We start from the raw sequence: 15,505 nt of genomic DNA on the forward strand, positions 1-15,505 counted from the left end.
CCGGGGTTACCAATCCGTTTATGATTAATCGTTTCTTTCGCCACATCGGATCATTCTAGCGACCTGTCGCAGAAGCGTTCACAAGTCGCGCTTCCACAAAATGGCGAATAGCGGCATCAATATGGTCCCAATCAGGCAGATGCGTGCTGGAGAACCGGTAAAGCACAGTTAAGTCGCGACCGAGTTTTATGTCACGCTGGCAATCCCCGCTGGTGGCCATTTGAGGCGTCGCCGGCAAGGCGCAACGTACGACATAGTCCTGGGCGTCGGCACGCGGCGCGGTCAAGAGAACCTCATCGGCATAGCCCGCGTCTGCGCGCAGGTGATGCAGCGTCATGCCATTGGCAGAGGGGACTCCGTCGCCCTCGACGAGATGCGAGTAGATCGGTTCTAGTCGTCCCGACATGTCCCGGGACATCGTGCTTTGGGTGACCTGAAGGAAGATCAGTCCCGACGACTGGGAAACATCGTCGAAGCGCTCGCGGTGTTCCTTGCTGTACCCCTGCATTTCCGGCCAAGTGAGATAGAGGTCCGCCCTTTCGGACAGGCCGTTCTTCCGCTGGCTGGGGAAGCGCAGCGTGTTTTCGGGAAGGCGGAGAGTGTCGCGGCCAATCGTCAGGGTTATCGGCGTTATCGCATCAGTATTGCCAGCGAGGGAAATGCGAGCGCCAAACCAGCGACCACCGAAACTGATGGCCAATGTCAAAGCCGCGAGGCAGGCGACAGCGATCGTAAGGCGGACGACGAAACGCGTAGAAAAGAGTGGCGACTCCTCAATTTCGCGTGCGGTACCGGTATGGTTCATGGCGGCCTTCGGATGTCAGACCGCCGCGAAAGGAACAAGAGTCGCCGGTGCCGTTGGTTGATGCGGTAATTCTCTGGCCGATACGGTTAACGAACGTTTAACTGCCGCCTTGAGGCAGGAAAAAACGAACCGCTCCCGGGACAGCGGGAGCGGCTCTGTGGCGCCGGTCAGGCACGGGGATGCGGGGGACGACCGGAGCCGTATGGTCACGCCGGGTATTCCCGGCGATACGCGCTTACTTGACGCTGCCGACCGCCACCGCGCGACCGTCCTGCAGCTTGACCCAGCGGCTCGGATCGTTAGCGGACTGACGCTTGAGGTAGGTGTATTCGGTATCGGCCCAAAGCATGACCTTGTTGCGCATGTTATCGAGGATGAAATCGCCGCGGTCCGTGCGGACCGTCAGCACCGCATGGCCTTCGCCATTCGGCTGCAGGACGACGGTGATCAGCAGGTCCGAAGCCGAGAAGCCGGCATTGATCAGCATCTTGCGCTTCAGCAGCGCATAGTCTTCGCAATCGCCGGCGGTGCGCGGATAGGCCCAGCGTTCTTCGACACCGTAGATTTCCTTGTCGGTCAACGGCGTGATCGACGAATTGACCTGGTAGTTCACTTTGAGGATCGTCTTCCAGCGCTCCTCCGTCAGAAGCAGCTCGCCTTGATCGCCGTCCGCATTCGCGCACTCGGTAGGCATTTCCTTGCAGAACTGATAGGCACCGATCGGCGGGCTCGCATTTCCAAGGACCGTCATGTTGAGGGGGTTCGCTTGTCCCGAACCCGCCATCGCGATCAACATTGCACCGACGGCCAGACTGCCTTTGATGAAACTCGTTATTGTCATTTGTCGTGTCCCCGTTGTGAGGAGAACCTGACACAGACGTTTTTATTCGACGCAAAATTACGCAGTTAAATTAAAGGCTTAGTTGATTCAAACACGCAGAGAAATCGACTAAAAACAAAATCGAATTCGCCTAAAATTCGAAGAGCTTTCGCGCTAAACTTGATTAAAATTGCTCCTTCCTCGGAAAGAGGTTCGGCGTTTAATCGCAGCATTTTGGGACAAGTTATTAACGCAGCGTCCGGATCCGAGGCTTTGGGAGGACTTCATTTACCATCTGGGCTGCCGCCGCGATGGTCCGCGCCTAGATCATAATCGCGGTGCTGGCGGTGAAATTCGCCGATTGGCACGTTTCGGCAGCAAAATTATTATCGAGAAATTTTGCGGAAGAGCAGCTGTCGGATCCACGACCCACGATCGATGAGAATTACTTTGCGGCTAGGCTCGGGAAAATTGCCATGCGCCCGAAAGCGGCTTCTCAAGGTCCAGCTGCCTTTGAGCAGGCGCCGAGTGACCAATCGGCAGGGCTGGGCGAGTGCGGCCGCCGTTGCGTTGATCGAGAAAATGATGTGCAACAGGCCGAGGGATCAAATTCGCGATAAGCGAACATCGAACAGCAGGCACCCGGGCGGCGCGCCTGTGGCAGCGATTAGAGAAATTCGCGCAGTGTTTCCCGCGACTGGATCGACAGGAATTCGATCGCAACGCCTTCCACGAAATGGCGTACGACGCGGCCGCGCATATTGCCGAGGCGGAGAGGTGTGCCAATGGGCGGACGCACCTCGACATCGACTGCGGCGCCGGAAAGCGACAGGTCCATGATGCGGCAGCTGTAGCGGGCGCCGTCTTCCAGCGTGATTTCGGTTTTCGTCTCGCGCGGCGTCAGGCGGTCGTGACGGCGGTCTTCCGGAAGGCCAAGCTCATGCTTGTTTGCAAGCCAAGTTAGCTGTGCTGCGAGCTTTTCGCGCTTGCGTTCGGTCGCATGGATCGACATGACAAAACCACGACCATCGATCGTCTGCACATAGCCTTCGACGCGCCCGAGGTGATCGATATAGGCCACCACACGCTCGTTGGCACGAGGGCGGCCCAGGCAAGTCACGTACATGTCGCCCGGCGACATATCGATGACCAGGCACTCAAATTCCTCGTAGTTCGCCAGCATAAGCCGGCCCTGCATGTTGATTGGGACGCGTTGAAAGGCACCTTGTTCGAGGCGAGGCGCAGTTCGTTGCGTCTGAACTTGCTGGAACGCGTGCATCAAAGGGCTTCTTCATGAAATACAACCATCCGATCATTACCCGGAATCCCTTAACAGAAGGTTGTTCAGATTCGTCCACTATGCACGCATTCAGTTGTGCCGAACCGAGCCTGGAACGCCGAATTCAGCAAATAGATTGGACATAACGCGTCGCATTGTGTCAGCGATCGACGGGGTACGCCCGTATACCGGGTGTTCATCTCCGAACTCGGCATCCTTGAGCTCGCTGTCGGAGCCAAGCCCTTCGTGCAGTGATCGGATGCGATCGAGAGCGAGGAACTGGAGCGGCACGACTTCCAGCCAGCTTGATGCGACCGCGGGGGCGATAGCCCCCAGAAGTTTGTCGCATTCACGCTCGTCCGAGCGAAGCGGCAGGAGGACAATTTCGAAGGACGCACAATGGCCGGCCGCGGTGAAACCCGTGGCGTTGAGCAGCTCCGGCATCGCGTTGCTCATGAGGCCCGCGGCCATCTGTTCGATGTCGTCCTTCCCATGCGCCCAAAGCTCGGAAAACGGGACCCCACGGAGATCGCGACCAAAGAGATCGCAAATACGGGTTCCGGCAAGGCGGAATGCGATGCGGCCCGAATCACCTGTTTCGAGGAGAAACACGCTCGACAGAATCTGCCGCAAATGCGTTGGCTCGACCTGCGATCTCAACGGCGCAACGTCCTTGCCGCGGATCCGAGTCCAATATTCGAATAGGTCGATCGTCGTTTTGAGACGCATTGCTGCACCGGCTGTTTCATTCTGGATCAAAACACGGCCGTCATGGCCATGCGCTATGATGCTGTGCGTATCTCGTGCCAGCTCGGAACAGTTAAGGTTAAGGAACGGTTTCGATTGAGCCGCGCATCGCGCCGTGACAATGTCTGTCCATCGCTTCCTGTCTTCGGGAAGTTCAGCACAGACTGTCGGGCGCGGATATCCTCGACGCTCGAAGCCGTCCGGTCTTTGCCGGACGGCTTTTTTTTTGACCTTTCGTCCTGTAAGGCTGTGCCGCAATCAATTGAGGACGAAGATGAACGAGCAGTCGGAGCCGCAAACGGCGATAGAGCCCCCGCCGCCGTCGCCCATCTTCAACCTTCCGGGCCCGGTGCTCGCGGCACTTGCGCTGCTGGGGCTGATATATGCGGTTCAATCGCTGCTTCTATCCGGCAGCGGCCTCGACTGGCTGTTCTTCAATTTCGGCTTCATTCCGTTGCGCTACATCACGCCGCTGTCAGAGCAGGGCCCGCAACTTTTCTGGACGCCGATTACCTATTCGCTGCTTCACGGCAGTATAGAGCATATCGTTTTCAACGGGCTGTGGCTCATGGCCTTCGGCACACCGGTGGCGCGCCGGATTGGAACGTTTCGCTTCATCGTTTTCTGGGTGCTCTCGGCAACTGCGTCCGCCGCCTTCCATGCGGCCCTGAATTGGGGAGGGGCCACGCTGCTGATCGGCGCGTCGGGCGTGGTGTCCGGCCTGATGGGCGCTGCCTGCCGCTTTGCGTTCCCGCCTGAACAGCGGATGAGCGGGCCGGCGCATCTTAATCCGCGACTCTCGATGCTGGGAGCGTTTCGCAGCCGCACGGTCGTCGCCTTCATTCTCTTCTGGTTCGTGGGCAATCTCCTGATCGCCGTCGGCGTCCCGTTGATTGGCGACGGATCCCAGGCAATCGCCTGGGACGCCCATATCGGGGGCTTCGTTTTCGGCTTCGTTCTCTTCGGCTTTTTCGACCGGGAGCCACCCGAGCAGCCGCTCATTTCAGAGACATCGGATATATTGCAATCTTGAGCATTGGAGTGCACCATTCCTCCTGATCCGTGATGGGAGGAGAGCCGCCACGGATGCCTGTGATCAGTTGAAGTGTTTCACTTTCGACATAGGAGGTTCAAGAATGTCCAACTCAGTCAAGGCCATACTCGATGCGAAGGGCAGGGATGTCGTAACCGCCGGGCCAAACACGACCGTTGCCGAGGCGGCTGTGATTCTCAGCAAGAAGAAGATCGGCGCTATCGTTATCGTCGGGATGGAAAACAAGATTTCCGGGATTTTCACGGAGCGCGACGTCGTGCACGCGATCGCCAAGGCGGGGGCGGCCTGCCTCGATCAGCCGGTTGGCTCGCTTATGACCGCAAAGGTCTATCGGTGCCATGAAGATTCGACAGTGTATGACCTGATGGGGCTGATGACGAGCCGACGCTTCCGTCACGTTCCTGTCGAAACGAACGGCAAACTTGCCGGTATCATTTCGATTGGTGACGTCGTGAAGACGCGTATTGCTGAAGTCGAACTGGAAGCCGAACAGATCAAGGCCTACATCGCCGGCTGAATGCTTCGCCGGCGCCTAGAAAGAGCCGGCGAATAGTTCCTGCATCCGTTTCAACTCGGGAAGCCTCAGCTTGGCTTCTTCATAGCCGCGCTCGATCGCTTCTCCAGCGCGATGGAATTCCGAGAGGCCGATATCGCCGAGACGCGGCTGAAGCGATATGTCCGGCGGATCGCCCGCCAAGCGCGCACGCGCAATCCTGTCCTGGATGATGTTGAAAGCCTGCACCATCACACCGGTCATGCCGAGCTTGGTATAGGGCACCTCCTCGCGTCGCTGGACTTCGGAGCGCGAGAGGGTTGCATTGTGCCGGACGACAGCCGATCGACCGTAAAGATCGTAGTTCAGATTGACGGCAACCACGAGCGGTTGCTCGTAGGCGCGACATACGGAAACGGGAACCGGATTGACCAGCGCGCCATCGACGAGTGTCCGTTGATTGCTGCGGATGGGTTCGAAAATGCCGGGGAGGGCATAGGAGGCGCGAAGAGCCGTAATTAGCGATCCGTTTGCGATCCAGACTTCGTGCCCGGTGTTTACTTCGGCGGCGACAGCCACGAATGGCCGGTCCAGATCTTCGACGTTGAGCCCCTCAAGATGCTCCTGCATGCGCTTCGTCAACCGCATGCCGCCGAACAGGCCACTGCCGCCGATAGTCAGATCAAGCAGGCTCGCTATACGCCGCATCGTCAGCGAACGAGCGAATCCTTCCAGTTCGTCGAGCTTGCCCGCCAGATAGCAGCCGCCGACCAGCGCACCGATCGAGGTTCCGGCAACCATGCCGATCTCGATACCTTCTTCGTCCAAGGCGCGCAGAACCCCTATATGCGCCCAGCCGCGTGCGGCGCCGCCGCCGAGCGCAAGGGCAAGCTTGGTTCTCTTGGGGGCAGGCGGAGGAGATGCGGGAGCGTTCATGTCTGGCGCGGTCGGGGTGCTGGCATTGGACGCGCCCGCCTCGGAGCTTTGGCGGTACAATCCCCAATTCAGCATGGCTCGTCTCCCTCCCGGCAAACAATTAAAAACGAACTATATTAGTGTCCCGCGTCCCTTTCCAATTCGTATATAGGCGTAGATTTTGGCCCAATAAGAGGCAATTGCCTGCTTTTACGACTCTTTACCGTAGACTTCGTCCGGATCGAACTGGAGCTCGTCATCGACGATTTCGAGCATCGGCTTGCCGTCTTCGAGGTTCACGGTCCTATAGAAGCAGGATCGGCGACCGGTGTGACAGGTGGCATCATGGCCTGCGACCTCGACCTTCAGCCAGATGGCATCCTGGTCGCAGTCCGTCCGGATTTCCTTGACCATCTGGGTGTTGCCCGAGGTTTCGCCCTTGATCCAGAGCTTGCCCCGCGAGCGGCTGAAGTAATGAGCCTTCCCGGTCTGAATGGTCAGTGCGAGGGCCTGGGCGTTCATATGCGCCACCATCAGCAACTCGCCATCGGCGGAATCGGTGACAATCGCGGTGATCAGGCCGCGATCGTCAAAGCGTGGCGTGAAGTCGCCCGCGTCCTCAAGTTCTGATTTATCATCGGACGGCGCATTGAACGCAAAGGGCATCATCGCGGCTTTCTTAACTGAAGCCGTATTCAGCGGCTCCGGACCATGGACATGAATCGGGCTTGATCAGCCGGCTCAGTTTTGAACGTTCCGGTAAATGTTGTCGTCAATGTGGTCGAGCCCTGCTTTTGCACACCGCGCATCGCCATGCACATGTGTTCGGCCTCAATCATGACGGCTACACCGCGCGGAGTGAGCGTGTCGTCAATGGCCTTAGCGATCTGGGCGGTCATGGTTTCCTGCGTTTGCAGGCGACGACCGTAGATCTCAACGACGCGTGCGATCTTCGAAAGGCCCAGCACCTTGCCATCCGGCATGTAGGCAACATGGGCCTTGCCGATGATTGGAACCATGTGGTGTTCGCAATGAGAGAAGAACGGAATATCCCTCACCAGGACCATGTCGTCGTAGCCGGCAACCTCTTCAAAGGTACGGCCCAGCACATCTTCCGGGTCCATATCATAGCCGGCAAAGAGTTCACGATAGGCTTTGGCCACGCGTGCTGGCGTATCGAGCAGGCCTTCGCGCGTCGGATCGTCACCTGCCCAACGCAACAGCGTGCGGACGGCGTCCTCTGCTTCTTTCTGGCTGGGCCGATCCGCATCGAGATCGGCGGGGGTCTGCGGAAAATTCTTGATGATGGCGTCCATATGTAACAGTCTCCTGATCCGCTTTGGCGGACCGTCTTTCGGACTAGCCACTGGCAATTCCACTCAAGGGAATTCATGCACCTTTGGCAGGCTCCGGGGCTTTCAGGGCTTGGTTTGCTGCCCTTCCGGCACGGTTTCCCAATCAAACTTAGCCGAGGCCATTGCATTTTTCTGGCCTTCGAACGACATACATATAGGAAAACGGCATCCTTATGTAAGTCTCCCGGCACGACACGCTGTGTTTTTCTTTTGTGCTACAATGAGTTTTGAGGCGCCGATCCGCATGAATTCTGGAGCGGAATCCACGATGGACGATATCTACAACAGCAAAATCCTGGAATTCGCGGGCAATATTCCGCTGATCGGCAGCTTGCCGGACGCGGACGCCAGCGCCCAGGCGCACTCCAAACTTTGCGGCTCCAAGGTCAAGATCTGGCTGAAGATGGACGGCGATACGGTCACCGCATTCGCGCACGACGTAAAAGCCTGCGCGCTCGGACAGGCATCGTCTTCGATCATGGCCCGCCATGTGATCGGCGCCAACGCGGTTGAGTTGCGCAAGGCGCGCGAGGACATGCTGGCGATGCTGAAGGCGGACGGCGAGGGGCCGGAGGGCCGCTTCGAGGACATGCGTTATCTCCGCCCCGTGAAGGACTATAAGGCACGACATGCCTCGACGATGCTGACCTTCGACGCCGTCGTCGATGCGGTCGGTCAGATCGAGGCCAAGCGCGGCGAAACCATCGAGGCCTGAGCGGCATAGCCGATGTGCGAATTCTGTTCGATCAATCGCGATGAGGACGAAGATGACGGTGGCGCCGCCGCACCCCGTCGGGCCGCACGCTCCTACTCCCGAAATTACTCCGGCCCGTTTCGGAAGACACCCGGCCGACTGGTCGGTATGGGTTTCATCCGCGGCTACCAGTTGACGCTCTCAGGTTTCATCGGCAATTCCTGCCGACACATCCCGACCTGCTCGGAATATGGCTACGAGGCAGTCGCACGTCACGGGCTGTGGAGCGGCGGATGGATGACGCTGTTTCGCGTCGCGCGCTGCGGCCCGGGAGGCACGAGCGGGCTCGACCCGGTTCCCGAGCAGCTCGGCGAACGCTTTCACTGGTGGACACCCTGGCGCTATCTCACGCTTGGTCGCAAGGCGGGCTGAACGATGACGCAAGGCGCATTTCGGGTGTCCCGCCGTCGCCTCGACCTCCCCGATGCCTCGTGCAAACATGTCGATGCGGTCGCGTCCAAGCACGGACTCGAAGGTTTTGGCGAGGGCGCGGCAGAGTTCTGCAAAGCATGATCTACGTCGCGCTCCTGCACAGCATCGTGCTTGCGCCCGGTCGCCGCGTGGTGATGTCCGACCTTCGCGACATGGCAAAGGACATCGGGTACGAGAATCCGAGGACACTGGTCTCGACCGGGAACATCGTTTTCGAGGCCGATGCTGCGCCGCTCGCGGAGATCGAGGCGAAGTTGGAAGCGGCCTTCAAGGCTCGCTTCGGCAAACCGGTCGATATCATTGTGCGCAAAGGTATCGACTGGTTGACCCTTGCGAAGTCCAATCCTTTTGCAGACGGCGAGGGCAGTCAGGTGATCGTGCGCGTCATGCGCAAGCCACTTACCCCTGCGGCCATGGAGGCGCTTCGCCCTTATGCCAATCCGAAACAGCGTCTCGCGATAACCGGCGGCGATCTTTGGATCGACTTTGCCGGCCAGCCGAGCGAGTGGAAGTTGCTCTCGGCACTGACGACCAAGCGCATGGGCGTCGGAACACTGCGGAACTGGAACACGGTGCGTGGCCTTGCCGAAATGATCGGCTAAGTTGGCTTTTTCTTTACTCAAGCAGCAAATCTCGGTATCAGGCGGCGGCGCATTCGTGCGGACGAAGCGCTTCATTGCAACCACCCGCATTCGTTGGCGGGACTGGACAAGGAGAATTCTAGATGTCCCAATCCGTTTCCCTGACATTTCCAGATGGTTCCGTGCGCAGCTACGATGCTGGCGCAACCGGCAAGGATGTCGCAGAATCCATTTCCAAGTCGCTTGCCAAGAAGGCAGTCGCGATCGCTATCGACGGTCAGGTCCGTGACCTTTCCGATCCGGTGACGGCGGGCGCAATTGAAATCATCACCCGCACCGACGGCCGCGCGCTGGAATTGATCCGGCATGACGCAGCCCACGTGATGGCGGAAGCCGTGCAGGAACTCTGGCCCGGCACGCAGGTCACGATCGGCCCTGTTATCGAGAACGGCTTCTACTACGACTTTGCCAAGAACGAGCCCTTCACACCGGACGATCTGCCGAAGATCGAAAAGAAGATGAAGGAGATCATCGCTCGCAACGCGCCGTTCGCCAAGGAAGTCTGGTCGCGCGAGAAGGCCAAGGAAGTGTTCGCCGCGAAGGGCGAGAGCTACAAGGTTGAACTCGTCGACGCGATTCCGGCAGGCCAGGATCTGAAAATCTACTATCAGGGCGACTGGTTCGACCTCTGCCGCGGGCCGCACATGGCGTCGACCGGCCAGATCGGGACGGCGTTCAAGCTGATGAAGGTGGCCGGCGCCTACTGGCGTGGCGACAGCAACAATCCGATGCTGACCCGCATCTACGGCACGGCATTTGCCGAACAGGCCGATCTCGACAACTACCTGCACGTGCTTGCGGAAGCCGAGAAGCGCGATCACCGCCGCCTCGGCCGCGAAATGGACCTCTTCCATTTCCAGGAAGAGGGTCCGGGCGTTGTCTTCTGGCACGGCAAAGGATGGCGCATGTTCCAAACGCTGGTCGCCTATATGCGCCGCCGTCTTGCCGAAGACTACCAGGAGGTCAATGCGCCGCAGGTGCTCGACAAGTCGCTCTGGGAAACCTCCGGTCACTGGGGCTGGTATCGCGACAACATGTTCAAGGTGACCGTCGCCGGCGACGACACGGATGACGACCGCGTGTTCGCGCTGAAGCCGATGAACTGCCCCGGCCATGTGCAGATCTTCAAGCATGGCTTGAAGTCTTATCGCGAACTGCCGATCCGTCTTGCGGAATTCGGCACCGTTCACCGCTACGAGCCGTCCGGTGCGCTGCATGGCTTGATGCGCGTGCGCGGCTTCACGCAGGACGATGCGCACATCTTCTGCACCGACGAGCAGATGGCAGCCGAGTGCCTGAAGATCAACGATCTGATCCTCTCTGTCTACAAGGACTTCGGCTTCGACGAGATCACCATCAAGCTCTCAACGCGCCCGGAAAAGCGTGTTGGTTCGGATGACCTTTGGGATCGCGCCGAAAGTGTGATGACTGATGTGCTGGACACGATCCAGCACCAGTCGAACAACATCAAGACCGGCATTCTGCCGGGCGAGGGCGCGTTCTATGGTCCGAAGTTCGAGTATACGCTGAAGGACGCGATCGGCCGCGAATGGCAGTGCGGCACGACGCAGGTCGATTTCAACCTGCCAGAACGCTTCGGTGCCTTCTACATCGACAGCAATTCGGAAAAGACGCAGCCGGTGATGATCCACCGCGCGATCTGCGGTTCGATGGAGCGCTTCCTCGGCATCCTGATCGAGAACTTTGCAGGACACCTGCCGCTGTGGGTATCGCCGCAGCAGGTCGTCGTCGCGACGATCACGTCCGAGGCCGACGGCTATGGTGCCGAAGTTGCGGCAGCATTGCGCGACGCCGGCCTGACTGTTGAGACCGACTTCCGTAACGAGAAGATCAACTACAAGATCCGCGAGCATTCCCTTACGAAAGTTCCCGTCATCATTGTCTGCGGGAAGAAGGAAGCGGAAGAGCGCACAGTCAACATCCGCCGTCTTGGCAGCCAGGAGCAAACCTCGATGTCGCTTGACGAGGCAATCGCAAGCCTCGGGCTCGAAGCCACGCCGCCGGACGTGCGCCGGAAGGCGGAAGCGAGGAAGGCAAAGGCAGCCTGAGCTGCCTCCAGCCCGTGAATACAAAACCGCCCGGTTTCTAAAAGAACCGGGCGGTTTTTCTTTGTCTGTGTACCCCTAGGAGGTCGATCAGTCCGCGCCGGCGCCGGTGCCGCCCTGGAGCTGATCGTAAGTAGGTAGCGGTGCCTGTGTACTCGGCGAGCCGTCAGTCGCTGGCGGTTGCTGATCAGGCTGAACCTGAACGGTTTTGGCGGCCTCTGTCGGTTCTTCGGGTTGCACGTCCTTCATCAGAACTTCGACGTCTGTGTTCTTGCCGGCTTCGACCTTGAAATCCCGCTGGTAGATCTTGTCCTTGTTTCGAGCTACGGCGGAGTATTCGCCTTCGGCGAGCACCATGGTCGGGAAAGCGCTGACGCTCTCGCCGACACTGTCGCCAGCGGCCGTCAGGATCGACCAGGCGGTATCGGCGATCGCTTCCCCACCGGCGTCGGACACGAGCTTGAACGTGATCTGTGCTGCCTTGTGCTGGATGGTTGCTTCCGTGAGCTTGCCTGCCTCCACCTGGATATCGGCGCGGATCGAGGCATTGGTGTCGCCGTATTCGGAGACGATGTGGTAGGTTCCGGCATTCAAGCGAACCACGGTGTTTGGCGGCACGTCAGCCATGACAAGACCGCGCTCGCCGTCCTCACGCACCTCGGCGGAGTAAATCGAGAAGCTGAGCTGATCCGGGCGAATGCGAACGTCCGTTCCCGAGACCGCGTTCAGCAGCAAGCCACCGGCTTCCAGCACCATCGTCTGCTTGTCGACCTCACCCTCTTCAGGAACCGTCAGCTTGCGCGTGACACCGGCGCGACCGAAAGAAACGTTGACGAAATAGTCTCCCGGCGCGAGCTGAAAATCCGCGGAGCCGCCTTGCGAAGACGCGATCAGCGGAAGCTTTCCGTCGGTACCCGCTATCGGGCTGAACACATACCAGGAGAGACCATCCTGAACAGGATCACCGTTGGCGGTCAGTTTCGCCTCGAGCGCGATCTCGCGCAGCTTCGAGCCCTGCGGGGCGGTGCCCGGCGCGATGAAGGCATTCAGCTTCGGCATTTTCGCAGTCGTATCCAACTGCTTGAAGGTCTGGAAGGCGTCCTGCGCCTGGCTGCTTAAAGGCAGTAGGGCGGTCAAAACCAAGGCCAGGCTTATGCTTGCATATGGCGAAATGCCAACCATCTGTCGTGCGAACCAATTGACATCTGAAATCACAGAGGCCACTTCAAGACCAACGCGATGGCAAATTCAAGACCCATCCCAAATGCTGTCATGAAAATGGAAGTCTCTCCCGCATGAAATCCGATATCAAGCTGATCGACTATCTCGGTGTCCGTCGCTCTATTCCCGCTTTCCAGATGTGCGAGCCGGGCCCCGACAAAGCCGAGATCGAAGAGATTTTGCGCCTGGCCTCCCGCGTGCCCGACCACGGCAAGCTCGCGCCATGGCGCTTCATCGTCTATCGCGGCGAAGAGCGTGCCCGGATTGGCCAAGAGCTCCTCAAGCTCGCGCTCGAGGCCAAGCCAGAACTGTCTGAGGAAATGGTCCAGGTGGAGCGTACGCGCTTTACCCGCGCTCCTGTTGTCGTTGCCGTCGTCAGCAAGTCCGGCCCGCACATCAAGATTCCCGAGTGGGAGCAGTTGATGTCGGCAGGCGCGGTCTGCCTCAACATCATCTTCGCCGCCAACGCCCATGGCTGGGTCGCCAACTGGCTGACCGAATGGTTCGCCTATGACGAGCGCGCCTACGAACTTCTCGGCGTCAAGTCGGGCGAAAAGATCGCTGGTTTCATTCACATGGGCTCGACGACGTTTCCGCCCGTCGAGCGCCCGCGCCCGGAACTGATCGAGACTGTGACCTGGGTTGGCGGAGGTGACTGATGTTCTATACCGCCGATACGAACCGGCATGGCCTGTCGCACGATCCCTTCAAGGCGATTGTCTCGCCGCGCCCGATTGGCTGGATTGGCAGCAAGGGAAGCGACGGCTCGATCAACCTTGCACCGTACTCCTTCTTCAATGCGATTTCCGATCGCCCAAAACTCGTGATGTTTTCCTCCGCCGGTCTAAAGCATAGCCAGAGGAATGCGATCGAGACCGGCGAGTTCACCTGCAACTTTGTCAGCCGAAACCTGGTCGAGAAGATGAATATCTCATCGGCAGCCGTCGACTATGGCGTTGACGAGTTTGCTCTTTCCGGCCTCACCGCCAGGAAGGGTGAGCTTGTCGACGCGCCCTACGTCGCCGAGGCCTTTGCCGTGCTCGAATGCAAGGTAACGGAAACCCTTGTGCCGAAGTCACTCACCGGTGAAAATTCCGAGAACATCATGATCCTAGGTCAGGTCATCGGCATCCACATCGACGAGACGATCATTCGCGATGGGCGCCTCGATATGGCGATCGCCAGGCCAGTCGCCCGCATGGGTTACATGGACTATAGCGAAGGCAGCGACGTATTCGAAATGTTCCGGCCGCAGGTTTGACGTTGGCCGTCAGAGCTTAAGGAACATGGTGAACCAATCATAAACTTTTCCAAGATACCGTGATCCCACTGATTGGAATGCGAGAGAATCGCATTCGGGCATGGGGCACACGGGTGATCGTAGAAGCATTTCTTCGTTGGGCGGAAACCGCCAAGGCCGGAGACAGGGCCCGTGCGGCCAGTGCCCTCGGCAGAGCCTATCTGCAGTCCGAAATGGCAGCAGAAGAACGCGCCGCGGCCGAGATGGCCATGACTTTCCTGCTCGACGACCCATCCCCCAAGGTGAGGCTGGCGCTTGCCGAAGCAATCTCTTGGTCACCGGAGGCGCCGCGAGCGGTTATACTCTCGCTGGCTGCGGATCAGCCGGAGATCGCCTGCCATGCGGTCACATGCTCACCCTTGCTGTCGGACGCAGACCTGGTGGATCTCGCCGCCAGCGGCAGCGACATCACTCGAATGCTGATTGCCGCGCGCGGCACAATTTCACGGCCGGTTTCAGCCGCGCTCGCCGAAATCGGTGAAGAAGAGGCCGTCCTCTGCCTTCTCGAGAACGGCGGGGCGGCCATCGCGCCTTACTCTCTTAAAAGAATTGCCGAGCGGCTCGGCCATCACTGCGAAATCCGCAATCTGCTGCTGGAGCGCGGGGATCTTGCGGCGGACGCGCGTCAGTTGTTGACGCAGCATGTCAGCGCCGCCCTCGTCGGTCTGCCATTGGCGCTAGCGACGATCGATCCCGGCCGACTGCACAGGATCAGCAGAGAGGCCAATGAAACTGCCATCGTGTCGATTGCTGGCGAGATTCCGCCGCGCGAGATTTCAGACCTTGTCGAGCATTTACGGGTTAGTGGCCACCTAACGCCGTCGTGCCTGATCCACGCTCTTTGCTGCGGAAAGGTCGAGTTCTTCGCAGGCGCCATCGTCAACCTGACTGGCTGCGAAGAGCGACGCGTTCGCTCCATCCTCGCAACCGGTCGCATGCACGCGGTGCGCGCCCTCTATGAGACGGCCGGCCTTTCCCGCGAGATCAGCACGATCTTCGTCGAAGCGACGCTGTTGTGGCGGGACGCATCGAAAGATCTGTCAGCGACGATGCTCGGCGACGTCTGCGGCAAGCTGCTTGAGAAGTTCCGCCGGCATGCAACGCATGGGGCCGTGCAGGAACTCCTGGAGATGATCGAAAGGCTGCACATCGCTGAACAGCGGCAGCATGCACGCGCTTACGCTCAATTGACGTCGCTCGCCGCAGCCTAGCGGTGCAGCCGCTTCGCGACCCAGGAATAGCTGCCCGAGACGAAGTGGACGGGTGAAGCCAGCGCTGTTTTCATTTCGCTACCGGACGGCAGGTACGCGCGCACCTCACTCGCCACCCGGTCAGCGAGGGCCGACAACCGACCCTGCGTTCCGGCTGGAACGGGCGGCGTCGGCGCGTTTTCCACGACCGCCTTCGGCGCTTCCGGGGAAGCAGGCTTCGGTGGCTCACAGACAGCAATTACCGTTGGGTAGCTGACATTCGTATAGCGCTTCAGCTGCCTTTCCGAATCGGCGTCGCACATGGCGACGGTCTGCCATTTCTGCTCAACCGTGGCGAGATAGTTGCATTGTGTGACCGAGTCGTTGCAGCCTAGGATCGTCATTGCAACCAGCACCGCTTGCATAATATCGC

General features: G+C 59.3%; 18 protein-coding genes. 9 read left to right on the top strand and 9 right to left on the bottom strand.

From position 1 onward, the window contains the following. Window positions 1-55: 55 nt before the first annotated feature. From AC1DE4_RS05725 to AC1DE4_RS05740, 4 genes are all read right to left on the bottom strand, one after another. Window positions 56-805, bottom strand: coding sequence for a hypothetical protein (locus AC1DE4_RS05725; RefSeq protein WP_477880437.1), 750 nt, complete (start codon window positions 803-805; stop codon window positions 56-58). Window positions 806-1,040: 235 nt separating this feature from the next. Then, the gene (locus AC1DE4_RS05730; protein ID WP_025660934.1) at window positions 1,041-1,646 is read right to left on the bottom strand and encodes a transglutaminase-like cysteine peptidase; all 606 of its coding nucleotides are present in this window, start codon (window positions 1,644-1,646) and stop codon (window positions 1,041-1,043) included. Between the two features lie 646 nt (window positions 1,647-2,292). Continuing rightward, the gene (locus tag AC1DE4_RS05735) at window positions 2,293-2,904 is read right to left on the bottom strand and encodes a PilZ domain-containing protein (protein ID WP_018854964.1); all 612 of its coding nucleotides are present in this window, start codon (window positions 2,902-2,904) and stop codon (window positions 2,293-2,295) included. A 90-nt stretch (window positions 2,905-2,994) separates the two neighbouring features. After that, window positions 2,995-3,633: a PAS domain-containing protein gene (locus AC1DE4_RS05740; protein WP_025660935.1), complete on the bottom strand. Its 639-nt coding sequence runs from the start codon at window positions 3,631-3,633 to the stop codon at window positions 2,995-2,997. Window positions 3,634-3,925: 292 nt separating this feature from the next. Here AC1DE4_RS05740 and AC1DE4_RS05745 point away from each other — a divergent pair, with 292 nt between their 5' ends. Together AC1DE4_RS05745 and AC1DE4_RS05750 are read left to right on the top strand one after the other, a co-directional pair. After that, entirely contained in the window at window positions 3,926-4,684 is a 759-nt protein-coding gene (locus tag AC1DE4_RS05745) for a rhomboid family intramembrane serine protease (protein ID WP_062370894.1), read from the top strand. Between the two features lie 103 nt (window positions 4,685-4,787). Continuing rightward, window positions 4,788-5,222 carry a CBS domain-containing protein gene (locus AC1DE4_RS05750; RefSeq protein WP_018854967.1) on the top strand — a complete coding sequence of 145 codons (435 nt, stop codon included), beginning with the start codon at window positions 4,788-4,790 and terminating at the stop codon, window positions 5,220-5,222. Window positions 5,223-5,237: 15 nt separating this feature from the next. Here the strand turns inward: AC1DE4_RS05750 and AC1DE4_RS05755 are convergent, their stop codons facing one another. The 3 genes from AC1DE4_RS05755 to folE form a co-directional block, all read right to left on the bottom strand. Beyond that, entirely contained in the window at window positions 5,238-6,209 is a 972-nt protein-coding gene (locus tag AC1DE4_RS05755; RefSeq protein WP_025660937.1) for a patatin-like phospholipase family protein, read from the bottom strand. A gap of 114 nt (window positions 6,210-6,323) precedes the next feature. Beyond that, entirely contained in the window at window positions 6,324-6,782 is a 459-nt protein-coding gene (gene hisI, locus AC1DE4_RS05760) for a phosphoribosyl-AMP cyclohydrolase (protein ID WP_018854969.1), read from the bottom strand. Between the two features lie 26 nt (window positions 6,783-6,808). Beyond that, window positions 6,809-7,429: a GTP cyclohydrolase I FolE gene (folE, locus tag AC1DE4_RS05765; protein WP_018854970.1), complete on the bottom strand. Its 621-nt coding sequence runs from the start codon at window positions 7,427-7,429 to the stop codon at window positions 6,809-6,811. A gap of 307 nt (window positions 7,430-7,736) precedes the next feature. Here folE and AC1DE4_RS05770 point away from each other — a divergent pair, with 307 nt between their 5' ends. The 4 genes from AC1DE4_RS05770 (at window position 7,737) to thrS (ending at window position 11,364) form a co-directional block, all read left to right on the top strand. Continuing rightward, on the top strand, window positions 7,737-8,183 hold the full coding sequence (locus AC1DE4_RS05770; RefSeq protein ID WP_025660938.1) for an iron-sulfur cluster assembly scaffold protein: 447 nt from the start codon (window positions 7,737-7,739) through the stop codon (window positions 8,181-8,183). Window positions 8,184-8,195: 12 nt separating this feature from the next. Continuing rightward, window positions 8,196-8,594: a membrane protein insertion efficiency factor YidD gene (yidD, locus tag AC1DE4_RS05775; RefSeq protein WP_062370895.1), complete on the top strand. Its 399-nt coding sequence runs from the start codon at window positions 8,196-8,198 to the stop codon at window positions 8,592-8,594. 137 nt (window positions 8,595-8,731) lie between these two features. After that, on the top strand, window positions 8,732-9,256 hold the full coding sequence (locus AC1DE4_RS05780; protein WP_025660940.1) for a DUF1697 domain-containing protein: 525 nt from the start codon (window positions 8,732-8,734) through the stop codon (window positions 9,254-9,256). A gap of 122 nt (window positions 9,257-9,378) precedes the next feature. Next, window positions 9,379-11,364, top strand: a complete 1,986-nt coding sequence (gene thrS, locus AC1DE4_RS05785; protein ID WP_477880442.1) for a threonine--tRNA ligase — start codon at window positions 9,379-9,381, stop codon at window positions 11,362-11,364. A gap of 87 nt (window positions 11,365-11,451) precedes the next feature. On the opposite strand, the gene AC1DE4_RS05790 is transcribed toward thrS, so the two are convergent. Next, window positions 11,452-12,543, bottom strand: coding sequence for a hypothetical protein (locus AC1DE4_RS05790; protein ID WP_025660942.1), 1,092 nt, complete (start codon window positions 12,541-12,543; stop codon window positions 11,452-11,454). Between the two features lie 113 nt (window positions 12,544-12,656). On the opposite strand from AC1DE4_RS05790, the gene AC1DE4_RS05795 reads away from it, so the two are divergent. The 3 genes from AC1DE4_RS05795 (at window position 12,657) to AC1DE4_RS05805 (ending at window position 15,093) form a co-directional block, all read left to right on the top strand. Continuing rightward, on the top strand, window positions 12,657-13,241 hold the full coding sequence (locus AC1DE4_RS05795; RefSeq protein WP_025660943.1) for a nitroreductase family protein: 585 nt from the start codon (window positions 12,657-12,659) through the stop codon (window positions 13,239-13,241). Then, window positions 13,241-13,843: a flavin reductase family protein gene (locus AC1DE4_RS05800; RefSeq protein WP_025660944.1), complete on the top strand. Its 603-nt coding sequence runs from the start codon at window positions 13,241-13,243 to the stop codon at window positions 13,841-13,843. Before AC1DE4_RS05795 ends, AC1DE4_RS05800 begins: the two co-directional genes overlap by 1 nt. Window positions 13,844-13,920: 77 nt before the next feature. After that, window positions 13,921-15,093, top strand: a complete 1,173-nt coding sequence (locus tag AC1DE4_RS05805) for a DUF2336 domain-containing protein (RefSeq protein WP_198021166.1) — start codon at window positions 13,921-13,923, stop codon at window positions 15,091-15,093. On the opposite strand, the gene AC1DE4_RS05810 is transcribed toward AC1DE4_RS05805, so the two are convergent. Continuing rightward, a complete protein-coding gene (locus AC1DE4_RS05810) occupies window positions 15,090-15,497 on the bottom strand; it encodes a hypothetical protein (RefSeq protein ID WP_025660946.1) in 408 nt (135 codons plus the stop codon). The two genes, AC1DE4_RS05805 and AC1DE4_RS05810, sit on opposite strands and share 4 nt — an antisense overlap. Between the last annotated feature and the right edge of the window lie 8 nt (window positions 15,498-15,505).

This window comes from Rhizobium sp. 10N414, from assembly GCF_056394785.1.